This window comes from Streptococcus parasanguinis ATCC 15912 (assembly GCF_000164675.2).
Classification (GTDB): domain Bacteria; phylum Bacillota; class Bacilli; order Lactobacillales; family Streptococcaceae; genus Streptococcus; species Streptococcus parasanguinis.
The window spans coordinates 1,957,172-1,977,054 of record NC_015678.1 but is presented as its reverse complement, the minus strand read 5'-3'; the positions used below and the strand labels follow the sequence as shown (position 1 = coordinate 1,977,054).

At 35.9% G+C, this 19,883-nt stretch carries 23 protein-coding genes; 19 read left to right on the top strand and 4 right to left on the bottom strand.

Features of this window, described 5'->3' with window-relative positions; all coding sequences use genetic code 11:
• Positions 1 to 86: 86 nt before the first annotated feature.
• The 4 genes from HMPREF0833_RS09270 to HMPREF0833_RS09255 form a co-directional block, all read right to left on the bottom strand.
• Positions 87 to 896 carry a hypothetical protein gene (locus HMPREF0833_RS09270; protein ID WP_013904650.1) on the bottom strand — a complete coding sequence of 270 codons (810 nt, stop codon included), beginning with the start codon at positions 894 to 896 and terminating at the stop codon, positions 87 to 89.
• The gene (locus HMPREF0833_RS09265; RefSeq protein WP_041818439.1) at positions 877 to 1,284 is read right to left on the bottom strand and encodes a hypothetical protein; all 408 of its coding nucleotides are present in this window, start codon (positions 1,282 to 1,284) and stop codon (positions 877 to 879) included. The genes HMPREF0833_RS09270 and HMPREF0833_RS09265 overlap by 20 nt, the downstream gene beginning before the upstream one ends.
• Positions 1,223 to 1,744 (bottom strand): hypothetical protein, encoded by a 522-nt coding sequence (locus HMPREF0833_RS10170; protein WP_013904648.1) that lies wholly within the window; start codon positions 1,742 to 1,744, stop codon positions 1,223 to 1,225. The genes HMPREF0833_RS09265 and HMPREF0833_RS10170 overlap by 62 nt, the downstream gene beginning before the upstream one ends.
• Before the next feature lie 158 nt (positions 1,745 to 1,902).
• Complete coding sequence (locus tag HMPREF0833_RS09255) at positions 1,903 to 2,244, bottom strand: helix-turn-helix domain-containing protein (protein WP_013904647.1); 342 nt, start codon at positions 2,242 to 2,244, stop codon at positions 1,903 to 1,905.
• Between the two features lie 650 nt (positions 2,245 to 2,894).
• Between HMPREF0833_RS09255 and HMPREF0833_RS09250 the strand changes: the two genes are divergently transcribed.
• From HMPREF0833_RS09250 to HMPREF0833_RS09160, 19 genes are all read left to right on the top strand, one after another.
• The gene (locus HMPREF0833_RS09250) at positions 2,895 to 3,077 is read left to right on the top strand and encodes a hypothetical protein (RefSeq protein ID WP_013904646.1); all 183 of its coding nucleotides are present in this window, start codon (positions 2,895 to 2,897) and stop codon (positions 3,075 to 3,077) included.
• A gap of 34 nt (positions 3,078 to 3,111) precedes the next feature.
• Positions 3,112 to 3,408 carry a hypothetical protein gene (locus HMPREF0833_RS09245; RefSeq protein WP_013904645.1) on the top strand — a complete coding sequence of 99 codons (297 nt, stop codon included), beginning with the start codon at positions 3,112 to 3,114 and terminating at the stop codon, positions 3,406 to 3,408.
• A 21-nt stretch (positions 3,409 to 3,429) separates the two neighbouring features.
• Positions 3,430 to 3,891, top strand: coding sequence for a hypothetical protein (locus HMPREF0833_RS09240; protein WP_013904644.1), 462 nt, complete (start codon positions 3,430 to 3,432; stop codon positions 3,889 to 3,891).
• Positions 3,892 to 3,904: 13 nt separating this feature from the next.
• On the top strand, positions 3,905 to 5,593 hold the full coding sequence (locus HMPREF0833_RS09235; protein WP_013904643.1) for an FtsK/SpoIIIE domain-containing protein: 1,689 nt from the start codon (positions 3,905 to 3,907) through the stop codon (positions 5,591 to 5,593).
• Between the two features lie 207 nt (positions 5,594 to 5,800).
• Positions 5,801 to 7,033, top strand: a complete 1,233-nt coding sequence (locus tag HMPREF0833_RS09230; RefSeq protein WP_013904642.1) for a replication initiation factor domain-containing protein — start codon at positions 5,801 to 5,803, stop codon at positions 7,031 to 7,033.
• A 14-nt stretch (positions 7,034 to 7,047) separates the two neighbouring features.
• On the top strand, positions 7,048 to 7,281 hold the full coding sequence (locus HMPREF0833_RS09225; RefSeq protein WP_000456042.1) for a hypothetical protein: 234 nt from the start codon (positions 7,048 to 7,050) through the stop codon (positions 7,279 to 7,281).
• A gap of 1 nt (position 7,282) precedes the next feature.
• A complete protein-coding gene (locus HMPREF0833_RS09220; RefSeq protein WP_013904641.1) occupies positions 7,283 to 7,840 on the top strand; it encodes a hypothetical protein in 558 nt (185 codons plus the stop codon).
• An 11-nt stretch (positions 7,841 to 7,851) separates the two neighbouring features.
• Positions 7,852 to 8,847 (top strand): conjugal transfer protein, encoded by a 996-nt coding sequence (locus HMPREF0833_RS09215; RefSeq protein WP_013904640.1) that lies wholly within the window; start codon positions 7,852 to 7,854, stop codon positions 8,845 to 8,847.
• Between the two features lie 9 nt (positions 8,848 to 8,856).
• Entirely contained in the window at positions 8,857 to 9,081 is a 225-nt protein-coding gene (locus tag HMPREF0833_RS09210) for a TcpD family membrane protein (RefSeq protein WP_003005585.1), read from the top strand.
• Positions 9,082 to 9,083: 2 nt separating this feature from the next.
• Positions 9,084 to 9,494, top strand: coding sequence for a conjugal transfer protein (locus HMPREF0833_RS09205; protein WP_013904639.1), 411 nt, complete (start codon positions 9,084 to 9,086; stop codon positions 9,492 to 9,494).
• Between the two features lie 13 nt (positions 9,495 to 9,507).
• Positions 9,508 to 12,012 carry an ATP-binding protein gene (locus tag HMPREF0833_RS09200; protein WP_041818436.1) on the top strand — a complete coding sequence of 835 codons (2,505 nt, stop codon included), beginning with the start codon at positions 9,508 to 9,510 and terminating at the stop codon, positions 12,010 to 12,012.
• A gap of 11 nt (positions 12,013 to 12,023) precedes the next feature.
• Positions 12,024 to 13,907, top strand: coding sequence for a phage tail family protein (locus HMPREF0833_RS09195; RefSeq protein WP_013904637.1), 1,884 nt, complete (start codon positions 12,024 to 12,026; stop codon positions 13,905 to 13,907).
• A gap of 1 nt (position 13,908) precedes the next feature.
• Complete coding sequence (locus HMPREF0833_RS09190) at positions 13,909 to 14,133, top strand: hypothetical protein (RefSeq protein WP_013904636.1); 225 nt, start codon at positions 13,909 to 13,911, stop codon at positions 14,131 to 14,133.
• Positions 14,134 to 14,149: 16 nt separating this feature from the next.
• Positions 14,150 to 15,262: a CHAP domain-containing protein gene (locus HMPREF0833_RS09185; protein ID WP_013904635.1), complete on the top strand. Its 1,113-nt coding sequence runs from the start codon at positions 14,150 to 14,152 to the stop codon at positions 15,260 to 15,262.
• A gap of 13 nt (positions 15,263 to 15,275) precedes the next feature.
• Entirely contained in the window at positions 15,276 to 15,533 is a 258-nt protein-coding gene (locus HMPREF0833_RS09180; RefSeq protein ID WP_006152868.1) for a MerR family transcriptional regulator, read from the top strand.
• A gap of 10 nt (positions 15,534 to 15,543) precedes the next feature.
• Positions 15,544 to 16,815, top strand: a complete 1,272-nt coding sequence (locus HMPREF0833_RS09175) for a tyrosine-type recombinase/integrase (RefSeq protein WP_013904633.1) — start codon at positions 15,544 to 15,546, stop codon at positions 16,813 to 16,815.
• A gap of 1,167 nt (positions 16,816 to 17,982) precedes the next feature.
• Entirely contained in the window at positions 17,983 to 18,183 is a 201-nt protein-coding gene (locus HMPREF0833_RS09170; protein ID WP_013904632.1) for a PLDc N-terminal domain-containing protein, read from the top strand.
• On the top strand, positions 18,183 to 19,097 hold the full coding sequence (locus HMPREF0833_RS09165; protein ID WP_013904631.1) for an ABC transporter ATP-binding protein: 915 nt from the start codon (positions 18,183 to 18,185) through the stop codon (positions 19,095 to 19,097). The genes HMPREF0833_RS09170 and HMPREF0833_RS09165 overlap by 1 nt, the downstream gene beginning before the upstream one ends.
• A complete protein-coding gene (locus tag HMPREF0833_RS09160) occupies positions 19,094 to 19,861 on the top strand; it encodes an ABC transporter permease subunit (protein ID WP_013904630.1) in 768 nt (255 codons plus the stop codon). The genes HMPREF0833_RS09165 and HMPREF0833_RS09160 overlap by 4 nt, the downstream gene beginning before the upstream one ends.
• Positions 19,862 to 19,883: the final 22 nt, after the last annotated feature.

Here is a 19,883-nt window from a genome sequence, read left to right as displayed (position 1 = left end):
TAATATTTTAAAAATCATAACCTTAATAGTCTATTATTGAAAAAACATTATTCCAAGGATTTATTTACAATGTTCATTAACTTTAGCTAGACTCCTTTATTTTTTAACAAGTCGTAAAAGTCTTTGGCCTCTAGTTCATCTCTAGTCATTAAATCAATACCTCTTAATAAGCCAACAGAACTTATGATAGAACTTCTAGTTGCAAGTGTTACAATTTTTACATCAAGATTAATAACATCGGAACTAGTTTTAAACACATTGTTACACTCTTCTAGATATTGAATTTTACGATTAGCTCGAATTCCGTTTTTTTTCAATCTTCCTGTTGCAGTATTGATATTAACTCTGAGATGGTAGAAAAAAGTAGATAACCCAAATTTACACTCATAGATATATAGTGACTTATCTCTATTATTCTTATACACTACATCACATTTTGACTTAGAAAAATCTTTATTTCCAAATAGTTCCTTCCGCTTATACTTTATTAAAGGTTCATAAACAACTTTTCCAAATCTACCCGGAGTTCTTCTCCATCGCATTGTGATATACTCAAGGTAATAACTATATATCATACGATAGTCTTGAGCAGATAAATTATTATTAAATAAACTTAGAAGTAATCTCTTCAATTCATTAAAACTGTCTATATTAACCGAATTATTATATATGACTTCTTGTTCGTCTTTAAGATCTTCAATTCGAGAATTTATAACTAATTGAGTTTCATTATTATTTCTATTTGAATCAAAAAAACTATTAATAATTCTATAACAGGAATAGTCTGAAACAGCCCACTTATATAATTCCAATACAATATTATGTACACGTGTTGGCGCAAATCTTTGATTAGACTTAAATCTAATATGCTTTAGTTTATATTTCGGATCTGTCATCAATTGTCTCCCAAAATCTATATGGAATCTCAAGAGATGAGAATTTTGTTTGTGAAAACAACTCATTAAATCTATATCTAATATAAGGTTCTACGATTTCAAACAATGCAAAGTTATATTCCCTATCCTTGATATTAAAGTTTTCATCTGAACTAGTGAATTCTATTTGATGCGATAATTTAAATAAACTTTCCTTTTCATCAGCGACACTTAATAGGAATGAAACAATTGCTCTGAAATTTCCTTGGTCATCATGTTCAAGTTCTTTAACTGTTATACCAACCTTAATTTCAACCACATTATCTGGTAAAAGTTTTTCATCTAATCTATTTAAATTGAATACTAATTCTGTTGGATAAATTGAATCTATCGACTTGATTATCTTCATTATTATCTCCTTCTGGTAGTGTTACTACAATATTATCTAATTCGAATTTATGATCATCTTTTTTCGAAAAGTTTTTTTCAAATTGAATATAAATATCTTTTAATTTATTCTGTAATTTATCATTATTACTGTGTAAAATATTAATAGAGTTTTCTACATCACTATTACGTCCTAAGAAAGTAGTTTCCTTTGATAATACACCACTATAAAAATTTAAAAATTTTATTAAATCATTTGAATATTTTTTTTGTAATACCTTATCAGAACTAATCTTATCTAAAATAGATACTTTAATACTCTCAGATATAATGTTAGAATAAAAAAATTTGAGCTCTTCATCATCGTCTACTCTTCTTTCGAGTTCAGAACGATAGTTCTTAAAATTTTCTCGATAGGTAGAAATACTACGTTTTACTGACTCATACTGCTTTTCATCATATACTATGGTATTTAAAAACATAAATTTCACCTCCTAAACTAACTTATTGTATAATATTTTCAAAAAATTAACAAGTACTACATTACGCAATTATAAGTCTGAATAAAGTCTATTGGCATTTTTCATCCAAGAATTAAATTTTTATAGAATCTAAATCGTACTTTCATAACATTTATATACTAACTTCTGGACTCAAAATTTCTCTTCCGTTCTTCCATAAACTCAATCAACTCTTTTTTGAAAATCTCTTTTTCTTCTTCGGTCAATCCTTTTGAGTTCATACGGAAAAGAAGTTCAATATTATCTAACTCCTCTGATTTTGCTTCTGAGTTCCCAACTAAATAATCAACTGACACATTTAAAATTTGTGCTAGTCTAATAAGATTCTCTTGAGTGGGATTTTTCTTTCCTCTCTCCCAGTCTGCATAGGAAGACTGCCCAATCCCTAATTGCTTTGCTAATTCAACTTGAGTAAGGTGAGCTTGTTTTCGTAGTTCTTTTAAACGTTCTGCAAACGCCATAGTTATTCCTCTTCAAATTTTTTAAAAAAATTTTAAAAATCCCTTGACTTTTATCGCTATAGGCGATAATATATAGATATAGCTGGTAGCGATATTGAAAATCAAAATAATAATCCCTACCAATTGAGATCATTGACAATTAAATAAAAAGTGCGTCTGACAACCAGAGGACTGACTATCAAACTACACTAAACTTCGTACCTTTATTGTAATTTATTTGATACTAAAAGTCAAGTCCGTTTTATGGTTGAAGTGAAGATAAAAAACAGGATTTAATTCTTGTGGGCTTCCACGCATTTCGGACTTTCGCACTTTTCCGAATAGTAAAGTGAACTGGCTTCGCCAAAGGGCGTAAGAGAATCTCTTGGGTATGATCATGACTACCTAAAGAGATTGGCTGGGAAAGCGATGGTAATTGACGCAAAGCACCTTGCTAAACGTTGCCACCGTGGAAAGAGGGATCTTTCCAACCAAATAACTTTTCTTTACTGCTGTCTATCTACTAAGATAGACCTACTCTCAAGCTACTAAGTTCTTTCCTTTTTTCACTTAGTAGCTTTTTGCTTTTACAATAAAGGAGAATAATATGACAAACTTTTTTCGCACTACAATGTAAACGACTCTATGATAACTATGAATTCACCTATGGCATGTTTAGTGAATCTGATAAACTACAGGCTAAACTCTATGCTCAAGCTCAAATAGATTTAGATCACTTGGTTCAAGATGCTCGTAGAAATGGCTACGCTCATGGGGATATTGATATTTATAGTCGCATGTTTAAACGAAAACTATTTACCCACTATTACTCAAGAGTGAAGCAACTAGCTTAACTCTTTTTATTTTACACTCAGAAAGGAAAATCTTATGATCTCAGAAACACTTAAAATGAAACCAGAATTTATTGGCCCTGCTTACTACGAACGTTTAGGAGATGCTCCTAAATTTATTTTTAGAAAAGAAGGCAAATACCAACGTCACATTCTAAACAGCGCAGAGCACGGAGCCTTTCATGTCATCACACCAGCTTCTACAACAGTCTTTCCAGAAGATTCTCTAGTAGAAGCAGTTAACCCAATCTTTTTCCCAGATACTGCTTTAAACGGCAATACTGTTGCACCTTATCTCAATGTCTTTGCGGAAAAATTGGTAATTAAAAAATAAGAAATAAAAGGAGAAAATCACATGGCTAAAATTGGATTAAACTACGGAGAAAAACTACAAATTGCTGACAAGACTTATCGTGTCATTACAGATGGACTAGATGTCCCAGCTGTCCTTGGAAAACTGTCTTTCCGAGGCATTGAAGGTCCTGATATCATCTTTGAAGTGGATCGTTCACAACGAAATCCTGATGGATCATTTGTACAAGTTAATACAGGTGAGATTCGTGGAATTGTTGTAGGAATTCATTCTTCTGTCCAGCATGAAACCCTCTTTTTCACTATCGCAGATATGTCTGAGTCTGAAATTGAAGACCTAGGTATTAAATACCGAGAAGAGGTTGAATTGGAAGATATTGTTATCACTCATACCCACGTCAATCGTAATGATATCTATAAGCTCTTTGCTTCTAAAATCAAGAAAAAAACTGGAGGCGCACCGATTAAAGAAAACAAACCGGTAGAAAATAAGAAGGAAAACTAGGAGGTGATGCAGGATGAAACTCTTTACCTATCGGGGAAAAAGAGTTCGAGTTTTTCATCGTAAACTAAAGGGAATCACATGGTTTATCTGGTGGTTTCCTTTTTTGTTGGCTATTAGTTACTACAGCTACTTACATTTAGAAGAATTAAAATCTCATCCCTTACCCCAAGGATATTTTCTAGGAGCTGGGCTTCTCTTTTCTTTGCTTCTCTCTTGGTTTATTAATCGGGTTTGCTACAGGAAGATGCTCTTTTTTCAAAAGCTAAACAGCCTTCGAATTCTTTCTCGTTTTTTGCTTGAGAATAACCTCTATCTAGTTAAAAAGGTTAGACGTGAAAACAAGATCATTGAAAAAATCACCTTGCCTCAAGTGTATATCAAGCAGTCTCGCTACAAGATTGAAGTGAGTTTTATTTTGGAGGGCAATAAGTTCCAAGATCGCTTTTTAAACCTTGGAGCTACGCTTGAAGTCATGTTTAACGGAGACTTTCGCAATAAAACCTTTGATAACCGCTTTATCAAGTATGAAATTGCTATTAATCGGATTGATAGCCGTATCACCATCGATGAAGTAAAAGTCAAGGGATCAAAGCTCCAGCTCATGAAAGATGTATCTTGGGATTATATTGAAGAACCTCATCTTCTCATTGGCGGTGGAACAGGTGGAGGAAAAACAGTTGTTCTCATGACTATAATCTATGCACTAGCTAAAATTGGCTTTGTTGATATCTGTGATCCAAAGAATTCTGATCTAGCTGGATTAAAGAAAATTCCAGTCTTTCATGGCCGTGTTTATACTAGTAAGGAAGATATCATCAACTGTTTTAAAGAGAATGTAGAGTTCATGGAAAAACGCTATGAGCGGATGTCCACTTCGCCAAGATTCCAAGCTGGAAAGAACTTTACTCACTATGACATGAAACCAAAATTCATCCTGGTAGACGAGTGGGCAGCCCTCATGGCAAAGATTGATCGTGACTATAGCCAACAGTCAGAACTCATGGAATACCTCTCACAATTAGTTCTAGAAGGCCGTCAAGCTGGAGTCTTTATCATCTTTGCTATGCAACGGCCCGATGGAGAATTTATCAAAACGGCTCTTCGGGATAACTTTATGAAGCGTCTTTCCGTCGGTCATTTAGAATCAACAGGATATGACATGATGTTTGGAGATGCTAATAAAACCAAAGAGTTTAAAAAGCTGGATGAAATCAATGGAGTCAAGGTCAAAGGACGGGGTTATATCGCAAACAACGGTGAGCTAGCTGGTGAGTTTTTCTCTCCCTACGTACCGCTTGATCAAGGCTTTTCCTTCTATGATGCCTACTCTAAAATTCCTATTATGGAGTTTGAAGGGGAAGAATTCTCAGTATTTGAAGAATATAAACCACCGCTTGAAACAATTGATCCTATAGAGGAAGAGGAGACTATAGAAAACGAACCAAACAAACGACCACTCAAGGAATTTGCGGACGAACAAAATCTTAAAATGCCAACCTTACGCAAGATTATCTATCTCTTAACAGAACAAGGGATCATCTTTGAACGGACTGTATCCGCTATTCTAGTGGATCCTTTTCAAGAAAAACTTCTTCTTGAAATCCTCGCTCAATTTGAAGAGGGAGGACGCAGGTCTTATCCAAAAGCAGTTGAAGCGACGATTGTTCATCATGGGCTAGGACAAGGGCAAGGGCAAGCCTGACCGCAGGTCAGGCGCAGACCGTAGCCCGAAGTTTCTAGGCCATGATGAAACTTCAACCCCCGTTTTCTAATAGGGGGGTTACATTTGGCAAAAACGCCAAGTCCACCCCTCCTCATTCCTTATGGGAGTTGAGTTTTCAATTTTTATGAAGTGTGTCACTTTCGTCAAAAAAGTGTGTCACTTTGTTAGAAAGAGGTGTTGCGATGAATGGACAAAATTAGTCCTTTTCATATTAAGAATTTCAGAAAACAAACAGGACTTAGTCAAAAAGCATTTGCACAAGCTGTTGATCTCCCTACAAGAACCTATCGCTCTTATGAAACAGGCGAAAGAGGACTGACGATTGATAAGTTTAGAGAACTTAAAGAAAGACTTGGTTACTATCAAGATTGCGATAAAAACAGTCTTCGGGCTCAAATCGACTATCTACGATTGACCTTTCCTCGATTAAAAGATTTAGATGCTTTCTGTGAAAACTTTCTTCACTGCCACCTAAGTGAATTTACAGACCAAGAAACCCGTCTTATGAACTATACCCACTTGTGGCAACGAGGAAACATCTGGATTTTTGATTTCTTTGATAAGTCTGTGACCAATGACTACCAAACTTGTCTTCAACTATCTGGTCAAGGATGCCGTGAGCTGGAATTGCTTCTAGAAGATAAGGGAATCACTTGGCAGATCTTTCTTCAAAACATTCTTTATTCCTATGAAGATGTTCGGGTAAAGCGTCTCGATATCGCTCTAGATGAACTTTATAAAGGATACGGTCACGAGGACGAACAAATTCAGATTCCCAAATTGATTGATAAACTCTATTCCAAAGAGATTGTTCTAGACACGATCAAGAAATGGAATATCACGGGTGGTGGATCTTTCACAGATAATGAAGACATGGAAGCGAATCACGGCTTGTCCATTTACTTTGGGAGCCGTCAAAGTCAACTCTACTTTAACTTTTATGAAAAGCGCTATGAAATAGCTCGAATGGAAAACATCTCCTTGGACGAATCCTTGGAGATTTTTGGTATCTGGAATCGCTATGAATTGCGTTTCTCAGATCAGAAGGCTCAAGGAATTGTGGAGGAATACATCAACGGTGTAGATCTCGGAGAAATCGCACGAGGTATCGTGAATAAAGAAATTCAAGTCTATGATGGTCTCACTCGCTTCGGAGCTTACAAACCTGATGAAAAATGGCAACGTCTCTTTGGAGGTGTCGAACCCTTAAAGCTCTCAACCAACCCACAGCCTTACAGTATTGAGAGAACGATTCGTTGGCTAACCTATCAAGTTGCGAACTCCCTTGCACTAGTCACTGAAGCAGATAAAATCCTGCAAACAGAATACATGAAGATGATTCAAAACAGCGGAGAAATAACAGATCGAGGAAAAGCCATGTTACGACTTCTTAAAGCCAATAAACACTATGAACATTAGAAAGGAAAAGCAATATGGAATACAAAGTTCAAATCAATTCACTAGAAAACTTTAAAGCTTGGTCTGGTGGATTAACCACCTTGAATACTGTCCGTGAACGTGGTGGAGTAGATACCCTAACTGTCATTTGTGAAGATATCTTCTCTGGTGATACACCAACAGAAGGACAAATCAATGACTGGCTCTGGTTTGATTCAGATTTTATCTACCAAGCTCTAGGTTACGATGATCTGCTTGAGGCTTCTTGAGATGCTGAAGAAGATTTATCAAGCAGACTTTCTGCTTCTTCCAGAACAAGAATTCTGGCATATGTACGTTCTCTTACGAAAAGGAAAGGACTTCTACTATGAATGCGCTGGAAGATCTACCGAAAAACCACCAGATGCGAAAGGTTTCTATGACTATGAACATGCCTGTTTCACGCTAGATGGTAAAGTGTTGAGCGTAAATAAAAAAATGCGCCCCTCACTCATTGCTTATATCCAAAAGACCATCAAAGACAATCAAGAAACATTTAGAAAGGAAATTGAAATGGCCACTAAAACTATTTTTGAAAAGAAAGTCTCTCAAGTCACGAATGAACTAGGAGAATTGCTTAAAAAGAAAGATCACAGAGAGGCTTGGACCAAAGCTGGAGAATTAAATAGTCTCCTAAAAAAAGAAGAAGCCAAAGACCTAAAACCTGACTTGATCGAACAACTCCAAACTGAGTTGCGAGGCTACTATTACATTAACGGCGAGATTGAAAAAGCCAATAAGCGCCTATATGCAAAAGGCTCAAAGCTCATTGAACTCGCTGGTCTCTAAAAGGAGGATCTATGGATAAAGCCAAACGCTACTTGCTTCAAGCAAAAGAATACCTCTCACACTTTAAAAAGGTGGAGAAAAAAGGAGGCCCACCAAAACTAAAAGTCACCAATAAAAAGACCGTCAATATCGCAGTCATAGGAGGAATTGCTTTCCTCCTTTTTGTTGGTCTCTTGGGATCTCTTCGTGCTATCACACTTTCAAATAAAGTAGGAACACTACAAGCTCAAGTGGGGGCTACTAAAAAACAAAAGGCACAACCAATGGAGTCTAGTAGAAAATACGACTACAAACTCCAGTACTACTTGAATGACTATGTCTATGCCTATTTCACCCTTCCGCAAGAAGGAGATAAACAACAAGCTCAAGTGGAATACTTAAATAGCTTTTACAACTTCATTCCTGATGTGAAAGCCCAAGGTCAAGTTCGAAATCCTAGTGAACTCCTCTATTCTCAGTTAGTGACTGTAGAAGGGAAGGTTGCGACCTATAAGATCAAATACAAGGAAATCATCCGTCGGGACAATAACACGGAAGAAAAAGAGATCGTGACAGGTTTCAATATTCCATTTGATGAAAAAGATGGGAAATATTATATTTCTGGACTTCCTTGGTTCTCTGCCATTGAATCCTCACAAGCTGGACACTTTAGCGAAGACGATCAGCTTCAACTAACCGCTAACGATCACTTTTCAGATGGTCAGCGTAAGAAGGTTGAAAAGTTCCTCAAGGTCTTTTTCACTAACTATACTACTAACCAAGACAACCTCAATCTGATTGCTAAGGATGTGGATATTATAGCCAATACCACCTTCAAAACAATTGATTATACCTATCTAAAAAAAGACGGTCAGAATCTAATCGCTTATGTTCAAGCAACCTTTGAGGTCGGAGGGACCACTCACTCAGAAAACTTCACTTTTACCCTCTCAGAAAAAGAAAAGACCTACTATGTCACAAAACTAGAACACACCATTCCACTAAATTATGCAAATGATAAAGAATAGGAGAACTCTATGAATACAGACAATCTACGAACCTTCCTCCAGGGCGATGGAATTTGGATCCTGACAGCCATTGCCGTGCTCTTAGCGATTAAGGCTTGGCGGAACAGCTCTTGGCTTCAACTCTTCTCTGTCGTTGGTTTCTATGCCGTTATTGTTTCCATTGCGAAAGGACAAGATATCCTAAAAGCAGTCGGCTGGTTCCTTCGACTCTTTGGTATTGAATCAGGACTCTAAGTATGAATGAAGAAAGACTTTATGACTACAGTAAGGGTCTAAATGCTCCTTATTGGATCCAAGAAATCAAGACAAAAAAGGGCACTCGACTTTGGTACTTTGCGACTCCTATGCAGTTGTCCTTTTTCATTGTCTTTATCATCGTTTTTGTGGCCATGTTACTCTTTGGAGGGTTTATCTTTGTGCCACTCGCAAAAATCACTCATTCAATTTCTCTCTTGCTCTATTGGTATCTCCCTTACAAATTGGCCAAGTTCTATACTGAATACGAACCACACGGTAAAAAGATGCATGTCTTTATTGGAGATTACCTGATTTACTTCTGGGACTTTAAAATCAATAAAAGAGCTATCTACCATGAAGATCGAATAGAGTCTGTAGAAGAAATTGTCTTTGAAAAAACAAATCTATAGAAAAGGAGGACCTATGAGTATTACTTTAACCTATCCTATTAGGGAAACACATGAAAATCTAGCTCTCAAAAAAGATCAAACAGTCGTTGCTTATTATCGTATTCCAAACACTCCCATCACAATTACGGATAATGAAAAAAAGGGCAAACATAAAATCACTGTTGCTCAAATGATGAAAAAGCTCCAGAAAAACAAATTCTTTGAAATATCTCTGATCCCTAAAGACTATCTCTTAGAAGAGAAAATGCGGGACTTTTCAGATGCTCTCGCAGATGACAGTCGTGAACTAGGAGAAGAACTTCTTCTCTACACGGTGGATCGTCTAACAGAAGAAATGGAAATCCCTTATCAGTTTGACTGGGTCGTGGGTGTGACCTTACGCAAACAAAATCACGGAGCTACCGTCAAAGACTTGGCCTATGAGAGCTTTAATGAGTTCACTGAAAAAATAGCCAAGGGTCTGGGCTATGAATATGAATTAAGTCCCACCTGGTATGAAGACTATAAAAGTGATGAATTCACTATTTTCCAAGCCTTCTCTGTCCTTCGGGCAAAGCGTTTATCTAATGAAGAACTCTTTTATTACCAGCGGATGCAGTATCTTCGCTATATCCCTCACTACAAGAAGGAGGTGCTCGCTAATCGTGCTCAATTCAATATCACAGACACCTTGATCAAAGTCCTAAAAGGTGGCTTTCTTAAGCTAGAAAGCCCTTATGGATCTTCTTTTGTGACTATTCTTCCGGTTGGTAAATTCCCCGTTCAATTTAACGGCTTTCATCTAGGTGAGTTTATCCAGCGTTTAAACTTTCCCGTTGAGCTACGAATCAAGGCAGAATTCATTGATACCAACAAAATCAAGGGTCGAATGGGACGTTCTAATACACGTTACAGAAACATCATGGAAGAGGCAGAAAATACTGATACTGTTCAACAAGACGAGATCATCATGGGTTCCATCTCCCTAAAGGACTTAATGAAGAAAGTCGGAAATAAAGAAGATATCATCGAATACGGAGCCTATCTGATTGTCTCTGCTTCTAGTGTGAACCAACTCCGTCAAAGACGACAAGTGGTTTTGAACTACTTTGATGATATGGGAGTCGAGATTAGTGAGGCCTCTCAAGACGGACCTTATCTCTTTCAAGCTCTGCTCTATGGAGAAAACCTCCAAAAGAAAACTCGCACATGGACACATATGGTCACAGCTCGTGGATTTTCAGAACTCATGCCTTTTACTAATACCTCTTCTGGAAACCGTATCGGTTGGTATATTGGCCGAGTAGATAATTGGACAGGCCGTTGGGACAATATCGCTAAAGCTATTGATTCCTCAAAGAACATTGTACTTTACAATGCGACAGTGGGAAATAAAGAAGATATAGCTGGAAAGATTACCAAGAACCCGCACATCATTATTACGGGGGCAACAGGACAAGGAAAGTCTTTCCTCGCTCAGATCATCTTTTTAAGTGTGGCTTTACAAAATGTTAAAACCCTTTATATTGACCCTAAACGTGAACTTAGGAATCACTACCAAGAAGTAATCAACTCACCTGAATTTGCACGTCTCTATCCTGAACGCAAGAAACAGATTGAGAACTTTAACTTTGTAACACTAGATAGCTCACTACCATCAAACCACGGAGTCTTAGATCCTATTGTTGTTCTAGATAAAGAACAAGCTGTAGAGGTCGCAAAAAACATGCTTGAATTTCTACTACAAGCTGTAGATGATGTCACAATGGACCAGAAAACAGCGATCACAGAAGCTATTAATGCGATTGTGGAGAAACGAGTCGCTGGCGAGAAAGTCGGCTTTAAACACGTCCTAAAAGTACTTAGAGAATCCACTTCCTCTGAAATTGCTTCGGTTGGTCGTTATCTGACTTCAATTGTCACAAACTCTATCTTGGAACTAGCCTTTTCAGATGGAACCACTCAAGGACTTAACTATGAATCACGGGTGACCATTCTAGAGGTCAATAACCTCAAACTACCAAAAGACGATTCCACAAAAATTTCAGATCATGAACGCAATTCTATTGCCCTCATGTTTGCGCTTGGTGCCTTCTGTACCCACTTTGGAGAACGAAATGAAAATGAAGATACCATTGAGTTCTTTGATGAAGCATGGATTCTTATGAAGTCCGCAGAAGGAAAAGCCGTTATCAAAAATATGCGTCGGATTGGACGCTCCAAAAACAATACCTTGGCACTGATTACTCAATCTGTACATGATGCAGAAAATGACGATGATACAACTGGATTTGGGACTATCTTTGCTTTCTATGAAAAGTCTGAGCGAGAAGATATCTTAAAACACGTCAATCTTGAAGTCACTGAAAGCAATCTCGAATGGATTGACAATATGATCTCTGGCCAATGCCTGTACTATGACGTCTATGGCAATCTCAATATGATTTCCGTACACAACATCTTTGAAGATATTGATATGCTTCTAAAACCAATGAAAGCTACGGTATCATCAAGCCTTGAAAATAAATACGCTAGTTAGGAGGTGAATCCATGCAAGAAGCTTTTGACAAACTAAGGGGAGTCGATATCTTCTCTCTCAAGTCCTATATGGAGCCGACTGGATTCGCTTCCTTTAACGGGGCTTGGGTTCTGATTAACGAGCTTTTCGTCAACTTCTTCTTTTTCATTCTAAACGCAGTGGTGGGCTTCTTTTCTTTGCTGATTCGAATTCTTGAAAAGATTGATCTATACTCCAACTACAAGAACTATGTATTTAATGGAGCAATGAATATCTGGAAAGGATTCATCGGTTCAAGTTCTGGTGGAGTCGCAAAACAATCACTCGTTTCAATGTTGCTTCTGATTCTAGCGTTTTATCTCTTTTATCAGTTTTTCTTTTCTAAGGGAGCTTTTTCAAGAACTCTTCTTCATGTCTTTCTAGTTCTCATCCTTGGCTTTGGTTATTTTGGAACAATTGCTGGAACATCAGGTGGTCTGTATCTACTTGATACTATCAACCATGTTTCCCAAGATGTCACTAAAAATATTACGAATATCAAGGTGGAGTATGGCAATAATAAATCCATTAAAATTGGTGATTCCATGGCAGATAGCTATATTGCAGAAACCTCTTATAAAGCTTATGTCTTTGTCAATACAGGACAAGAAAACGGGAAATATAAGAATAGCCAAGATGGGAAACAAGAGACTTTTGACGATAGTAAGGTATTAGGAACAGGCGATAAGAATGGAAACTTTAAAGCGGTCAAATCTAAAGATCGTAATAAATATCTGGATGAACTAGGAAATGGAGCTAATGATGATGGTGAAAAGAACCGCTGGGTTTCAGCTATGCCAGATTTCATCTTTACCCGTATGTTTTACGTCATCTTCAAAATCTGTGAAGCTTTCGTATTAGCGATACCGGTTATTTTGATTCAGATGTTAAACGTCATCGCTCAGACACTCGTCCTGATGATGATTTTGCTCTTTCCAATTGTGCTACTAATGTCCTTTGTACCAAGAATGCAAGATTTGATTTTTGGAGTCTTGAAAGTCATGTTTGGTGGGCTGCTTTTTCCAGCTATCACGAGTCTATTGACTCTATTAGTCTTCTACATTGAAAAAATGATAGAAAATATCGTCATTACTGGCTTTGATGGTATCCTTAAAACTCTTCCATCCTTGATCATCTTTGGCCTTGTCTTTAAACTACTCATCTCAGTTGTCTCAAAAGGACTTGTATATTTTCTTCTATGGAAATACAAAGCTGAACTGATTCAATTCATTCTTGGATCTAAAGCACGAATGGTTGCGAATGATATTGGAAACAAAGTTGAAAAAGGGGTCACAAAGACCAGAGAGGTGGCTTCGCAAGTACCATCGAGAAGCCTTTCATCTGCTCAACACCTTGGGAACTTTGCCTTAGCAGGTGCTGGTTTCGGAGCTGGGATGATGATGAATGCCAAGAGTCACTTTCAAAATGTTGGTTCTTTCTTTACTAATAAGGAATCAGAGCACCAACCCGATGAAGTGCTCCCAACGGAAACGCTTGAGACGCCAACAAGTCCAGATACTCCAGAACCAAACATTCCGAAAACAAAGCCAGCGCTAGAAAGGATTAAACCAGTTGAAGAAAAAACACCAACTCCTTCAATGGAATCCCCAATCACAGCGGAGCCAACACCAAGTTCAAGCGAGGAATTCCAAACTCTTAAAGAAGAATGGATTTCTCCATTTAAACAACTCCGCATTAATAGTATTGAACGCAAATTAGAGGGATATAAAGACCCTCAAGCTATGTACAAAGCTCAAGGATCGAATGCCTTCACTCGTGCTTACAGGAAGACCATGACACGAGATGATAAATTAAGAGCCAATATTGAACGAAGAGACCGATTAACAGAACGCTTAAAACAACTTAGAGGAGAATGATATGAATACCAAGATACGCTCAAGAACTGCTTTTCCAAGAGTTCTTGAAGAAACTCTTTATCAGGCCTACCAAGAAGGAAAACGCTCAGTCGATTTCCTTCTTTTGTTTCCAGTCACAGAACAAGAAAGAGACCAAATCATCCTACAAACTAAGTCCCATTCAGTCGTTTTAGATGCAAAATGGCGTTTTGGGACTGTTTTGTTCACTGCTTATATAAGACATTAACTAGAAAGGAGATTCGATGAAAAAACTAAAATGGTTTCTATTAGCTGGTCTCATTCCTCTCTTTCTACCAGTCCTCATTATTATTATCCTTATGGGGGCTGTCGGAGGTGGTGGAACGAATGGCTCACCCCAATCCCAAAATGGAGTGACTTATGCGGATCACTGGTCAGATGGAGATCCCTATACTCACAATCTACTGGTTCATCGCTTCGGTATCACAGCAGAGCAATTAGACGGCTTTTTAGATACGTTAGGAATCTCCTATGATAAGAATCGAATTAATGGAAAGAAACTCCTCGAATGGGAAGCTAAATCTAATCTTGATGTCCGTGGAATCGTTGCGATCGCACTAAATGAAAGTTCCCTTGGAACTGCTGGGGTGGCCACCAATCCTGGAGCCAATATGTTTGGTTTTGGAGCTTATGACTCCAATCCAGAATATGCCAATAACTTTAATGATGAGATTGCTGTTGTCGAATTAACCCAACAAACCATCATTGGAAATAAAAACCAAACCTTCAAAATTCAAGATGATAAGGCTAAAAAGTTTGCGAATGGAACACTCAATCCAGCAACTGATGGCGGGGTCTATTTCACAGATACTACAGGATCGGGAAAAAGACGTGCTGAAACCATGCAAAAACTGGATGCCTTCATTGATGAACATGGAGGAACACCAAAAGCTCCTGAACAAACTACAGGAAAAACTAGAGATGGTGGAGGAGTCACTTCAAATGATATACCGGTAGGTTATAGTTTGACAACAGCTATTGATACCACAGGATATATCACTAGTACCTATCCTTGGGGACAATGTACCTGGTATGTCTTCAACCGTGGAAAACAAGTCGGAGTCAACTTTGATCCATTTATGGGAAATGGTGGACAATGGATGAATAAGCCAGGATTCACAACAACCCATACACCAACAGAGCACTCTGCTCTATCATTTAGCCCTGGACAAGCTGGAGCTGATCCAATATACGGACACATTTCATTTGTGGAACAGGTCAAATCAGATGGTTCAATTCTCGTCTCAGAATGTAATGTAAAAGGGTTAGGAATCATTAGTTACCGTACTTTTGACGCAGAAACTGCCAAACAATTTACCTATGTTATTGGACATTAGAAAGGATAATTATATGGATACACTACAACAAGTAAAACTAGATAAAATCGAAAATCTATTACAGGTTCTGGTAAATCTTCTGGATAAAAGATCAGATACTAATCAGTTAGAAATTATGACCCAAAAGGAAGTCCTCAAAGAACTGAATATTTCCCCTAATACACTCAAAAGTTGGGAACGTAAAGGACTGCCACGGTTGGAGCCACCAATCGAAGGGACCCGAACAGTGTATTATAAACGTGGGGATATTCTTAAATTCTTGACCATCTGAGGTAAACTAAATGCAAATTGAGACAATAGAAAGAAACAATAAGAAAGTTCTTAAGAAAATCAAAAAAGATGGTTCTATAACTTATTCTATGAAAGGAGCTTATTTAGGAACTGATAAAAAAACAGGAAAACAAGTTACAACTACTATATCAGCTCCAACACTAAAAGCCTTAGATCGCAAATATTTAGAGACTAAAAGAAAATTTGAAGAAAATGATTCTACTCGAAAAGAAACTCTATCTGTCGGTACTATAAAAGAACTGTCGGAATTTTGGTATGATAGTTATAAATCTTGGGTATCATCTGATAATACTAGAAATAGAGTAAGGGGATATTTGGATACATATATCCTTCCAAAATTTGGTGATTATAAAATAGATTCTATTGAATCTACTGAAGTTCAAAAATGGGTTGATCAGCTAGCAGAAAAAGCTCGAATAGAAATAAATAAGGGAAAACGTAAGGCAGATAAAGGAAAGGCATCTGATTATGGTGCAGTCGTTCATAAACTAAAAGATATTCTTGATTTCGGAATGGTACACTTTAATCTAAAGAATAATCCCGCAAAACAAGTCAGGATACCACCCAAGCCTAAAGCACCTCAAAATCGAATTCAAGTTCTACATGAAAAAGATATCGCTATATGGTTGAATTACTTAGATACGCTCCCAAACTCAAGAGCCAACAGGCGCTTTAAACTTATTTGTAATACTCTTTTAGCTTCTGCCTTACGAATTAATGAACTATTAGCATTGGAAGTTGATGACTTACTTTTCGAATCATCAGAAATTAACGTAAATAAAACTCTTATGTGGAGGAGAGGAGATAAAACCTTAGGTACTAAAGGTAAGGTTATTTGTAAAAATTCTGCGAAAACTGATTCAGGAAATCGCAAAGTATCAGTACCTATTACCATTATTCAAGAACTTAAAGATTTTAACAATGAAATGAATAATTACTTCGAAAAACATGGGCTTCCAAAATCTAAGTTGATATTTCCCACTATCTATGGAAATTACATGACTGATCGAAATGAGCGAGCTACTCTTATTAAACGATTAAAAGAGTTAGGTTTACCTGATTATGGTTTTCACTTATTCCGCCATACTCATGCATCTTTAATGCTCAACTCTGGAGCAAATTGGAAAGAATTACAAGAACGTATGGGTCACAAATCTATTTCAACCACAATGGATATCTATGCGGAATTAGATCCTAACCGAAAGAATGAAGCAGTCGATATTTTAATGGAACGACTTTCACAAATAAAAGGTGAAAATTAACAGTCATTTGAAACTCTACCTTTTTCTCTACCTTTTCTTCATAAACAGTCGTAAAGGCTGTTAAAATAAGCTTTGTAAGCATATAAGTTAACTTTTACAGAAGTTAAATAATAGGTCATTACGTTTCAGTAGGAACGAGAAACCCTTGATTTAATGCGATTCTTGAAATTTTTCATTTCAATGTATTGCAATGAAAATCAACCGAATGACTACATTTTTGACTACATTTTTTGTGAAATAAATTAGATGTTCGGATATATAGAAAACGCTCTAGTCATATTGCCTAGAGCGTTTTGTGTTGTCTAGTAAAAATAATTGTGGCTTTTATGTGACTACACGTCTCAGGTATTTTAAAATTAAAGTTTAATTACCGATAACAAGAAAGGTTTTTATGTTTACAAAAAACAAATTTCAATATTGTATTTACAATCATAAGGGACTAGAACTTCAGGAGTAATAAAAGGAATATCAAAATGGCAAAGCTGGGACAAAACTTAAGTATTAACACTAACTATTTTGTTCTAGTTGTTGCAAAGTACACTTAGTTATAAATGAGAAAATAAGGAAAATCTATCTAAATCACCTCATAATGACGGATGTGAGTATGATTTGGAATTTGCTTCGAAAACGGAGCTGAAAGAATACTATAATGCATACTTAGTTTTTTCAAAATTACTTTAAGTAAAACGTATTGAATAATTAATTTTATTCATATACCTACCCTAGTAAACATGATAAAATATCATCATATTTTCTGTTTTTGTTCTTTTTTAAAAATTTGTCTACTATATAAGTATGGAAAAAAAGAAGTAGAAAAAATATCAAGGAAATACTACTTAAAGATAGCGAAATGATTTTTTCAAACTTCTAAGTAAACCCTTATATTTTATGATATGATTGTATTGATAATAGAATCGAATTTTGGCTTATTATAAAGCTAGTCGTTGTGATTCCGAAGAATTGTAATTTTATCTAATGGCCAATATTTGTCTATTGAATATGATAAGCTGGAGTTGTTGCTACTCTAAATCACAAGAAGAGTTTTATGAAGGATAATAAAATGGAAGTTGAAGAAAAATTAACAAAAGAAGATATAGTTTCTTGAAAGTCAATAAAGTAAACTGCTATAATATAAATAACATAAAAATAACGTAAGGAGGATTTAAAATGGAATTTATTAGAGAATATTTACCAATCTTAATACCGATAGTTGTTCTGGAAATTGGGCTTATGATTTACGCATTGAACCATGTATTAAAACACGACAAGTTTAAATTTGGGAACAAGGCAATGTGGATAGTTGTAGTAGTTTTAATACAAATTATTGGTCCTATTTTCTATTTAATAATAGGAAAGGATAATGAATAATGGATGCTCTAAAAGTAGAAAATCTATATAAATCTTTTGGGAGCCATAATATTTTGAATGGACTGTCTTTAGCTATTCCTGAAAAAACTATATTTGGATTTCTGGGCAAAAATGGTGCGGGTAAGACGACAACAATGAAAATGATTTTGGGATTTTTGAAAATTGATGAAGGGTCTATTGAAGTATTTGGTGAAAAAGTAAAATATGGTCAGACAAGCACAAATAGGTTTATTGGTTATTTACCAGATGTACCTGAGTTTTATGGTTATATGACACCGAAAGAATATCTTAAATTATGCGGTTCAATAACTGGGCTTAATAATGATGAGATAGTAAAAAAAAGTAATGAATTATTAGAATTAGTTGGACTAGATGGAATTGACAAAAGAATACATGGTTTTTCTAGAGGTATGAAACAACGTTTAGGAATTGCACAAGCTCTTTTAAATAGTCCTAGATTATTGATTTGTGATGAACCTACTTCGGCTCTTGATCCAGTTGGCAGAAAAGAAATATTAGAGATTATTAGAAAAATAAAATCAACAACGACGGTTGTTTTTTCTACGCATATTTTATCTGATGTTGAAGCAATTTGTGATCATGTTGTTGTTTTAGATGGCGGTAAAAACGTATTAGAGGGCTCAATAGATGAGCTGAAAAATATGAAACGTACAAATGAAATTGAGATAAGGTTTAAATCTATTGATGAGTTGAATAAGTTTAAAAACAATAATGTTATTTCGAAAATGAATTTTAAAGAGGAAGAAAGCACGTTGAGCTTTTTACAAGTAGATTCTGAAAAGAAAGCATTTGAGATATTATCTGAACTTCATAATGAGAATATTCTCCCTATTGAGTTTAGTGTAAAAGAGCCAACATTAGAAAATATTTTCATGGAGGTAATTAAGTCATGAGAATATTTTTTTCACTGATAAAAAAAGAATCAATTGAAAACATTAGGACAAAAAAGATGTTGGGACTTTTATTGTTGTTTATATTTATTGGATTGCTAAGTCCACTTACAGCAAAACTGACTCCTCAAATCCTTCAAGCTATTGCAACTGATGGCATTGATATCAAGGTTAATACTCCAACAGAAATTGATTCTTGGGTACAATTTTTTAAGAACGTCAACCAAATAGGAATGGTTGGTCTTGTGATTTTGTTCAGTACACAAGTTACGAATGAGATTCAAAAAGGAACTTTAATAAATTTGCTATCAAAGGGGTTACCAAGATATCAAGTAATAATATCAAAATGTTTTTTTGATGCAATTATGTGGATTCTTTCATATTGTATTTGCTTTCTTGTAGCATTTGGATATACAAAGTATTTTTTTGGGAATACATTTCCTATTGAGAATATCCTAATGGCAGTATTTCTTCCACTAATTTTTGGAATATTTTTGATTTCACTAGAGATACTAGGCAGTGTCATTACTAAAAATGTGATAGGGACATTATTATTCGTCACAGGCGGTGTAGTGATACAATTTCTTCTTTCTCTAAAAGAAGAAATTGTAAAATATATGCCGATTGCCTTAATTGGAAAGCCTGTAAATATAATAAAGGGAATAGGTTTTTATGATTATTACATTCCTATTTTTACAACTTTTGTACTAATAATTATTTGTGTTATTAGTTCTATTATTGTATTTAATAAAAAGGAAATGTCATAAAAGGAGTGACCTGTATGTTGAA